The organism is Endozoicomonas sp. ONNA2 (genome assembly GCF_024606365.1).
In the GTDB taxonomy this organism is placed as follows: domain Bacteria; phylum Pseudomonadota; class Gammaproteobacteria; order Pseudomonadales; family Endozoicomonadaceae; genus Endozoicomonas.
The window spans coordinates 1-1639 of the sequence record NZ_JAHHPO010000543.1 but is presented as its reverse complement, the minus strand read 5'-3'; the positions used below and the strand labels follow the sequence as shown (position 1 = coordinate 1639).

Here is a 1639-nt window from a genome sequence, read left to right as displayed (position 1 = left end):
ATGATGGAAAACTTTCCCTTGCAATGCGGGGCGGACCATATATGACCCCAGCTTTAGTTGTAGTTAGAATAGAATATACGCACAACTTTTCATTCTTTATGTCTATAACCCAGCAAAGAAATATTAGAGCCTTTGTAACTGTTCAGCACCTATGAATAGGTGAAAGCTTGCTTTTGAATATTTAGACCTCTACTCGAGGAATAAATTCCAATTATTCTATAACCAAAACATTGAAAATGGATGTTATGGTCGAGCATATAGGAGTTAAACTTGAAAAATCGAACAGCTAACTACTTTTCAAAAAAAAGTAGCGATCAGGTCACTAAATGCTGCTAATACTGATAATAAGCAGATCATTATTGGAACTGATTGTACGATAAGTCAGTTTATACGAAAGCAAACTTCCTCCTACTTATATCGAGATAATAGTTATTTCCTTTTGGAAGCTGGTTTAAGGAGATCCTTGCATTCCTTGTTTTTAGCAATTTCGTAAGCCGTAAAGCCACTATGAGCTTTCACTTTGACATCGATGTCCTTAGCCTTCAGTAACTCCTTGACGATCTTTGTGCGACCTTTTTCGGCAGCTAAGTACAGAGCCGTTTTTTGCAGGTATTTGGCTTGGCGCGATAGCATGTGACAAAAGAATTTGCGAGTCTTCTCATTGACCTTTATGCCGTCGGCGGCCACTAACAACTTGATGACTTCTGCACCAGCGCAGTTGGCCGCTACGTGTAGAGGCGTATAGCCATCGTTATCCTTCGCATTAACGTTGATGCCCTCAGCGAGCAGTAATCCCTCGACGGTATTTGCGTTATTGTTACTGACAGCCAAGTGGAGAGGCGTCCAGCCGTCTTTATCAGCAATATTGATTTTCACTCCCCTGGTTTCAATCAGCTTTTTCAGGCTTATGATATCGCCATTGGCGGCGGCGATATGCAGCGGTGTTTGGCCGTTCTCGTCGGTAGCGTTGATGTTTTGCGAAATGATCTTGTCACTCAGATATTCCAGAGAACTTTTACTGGCAGCAGTGTGCAGCAAGGAAGATTTATCCGCTCCTTTACGAAGCAGAGCGTTCTGGACAGCAACTTTTTTCGCCTTGACAGCACAATACAAGGCACCATCCAAGTCTTTTGCTCCTGCTGTCATCAGGATGTCAAGGCACTCTATTTGCCCCTGTTTGGCCGCTTCGCACAGGGCATTATCGAGGGTCGTTTGGCTGAGTTGGCTGCTTTTCAGGCATTCAAGCAGTGTATCGAGTTCAGCTTCTCCTCCCCGGAAGGCGGTGGTCACTACGTTACTGATATCCTCCCCGGCCCCGTTCAGCATTTGCAAGTATGCGGTTCGGCGCTGATGGTCAGCAACAAGCAAGGGGGATTCACCCTGGTGAACACATTCCCGCTGGGCAAGACTTCTTGACTTGACGCCGTCAAACTTTCCGGTGATGCATTGCGTAGTGCAAGAGGTTGTGGTCAGTGAACGCCCAACCAGTTGTCCTCTGTTTTGCCTGTCGACATTCTTACCGATATCACAAAAGGAGTAATCAGCTGCGTTGCCAATAATACTATTATTAATTCTATCCATCACGTTAACCTTCTTTAATGATTAAAGACTTCCGTTTGGACAACAAACAGCAGAGAAA

At 44.5% G+C, this 1639-nt stretch carries 1 protein-coding gene; it reads right to left on the bottom strand.

All coding sequences use genetic code 11. The features are described from left to right. Nucleotides 1-429 precede the first annotated feature (429 nt). Nucleotides 430-1581 carry an ankyrin repeat domain-containing protein gene (locus KDK14_RS09530; RefSeq protein ID WP_257264867.1) on the bottom strand — a complete coding sequence of 384 codons (1152 nt, stop codon included), beginning with the start codon at nt 1579-1581 and terminating at the stop codon, nt 430-432. Between the last annotated feature and the right edge of the window lie 58 nt (nt 1582-1639).

What these genes read in the sequence shown, in the direction of transcription:
- KDK14_RS09530 (WP_257264867.1), bottom strand. Translation starts at nt 1,581, where the DNA reads ATGGATAGAATTAATAATAGTATTATTGGCAACGCAGCTGATTACTCC.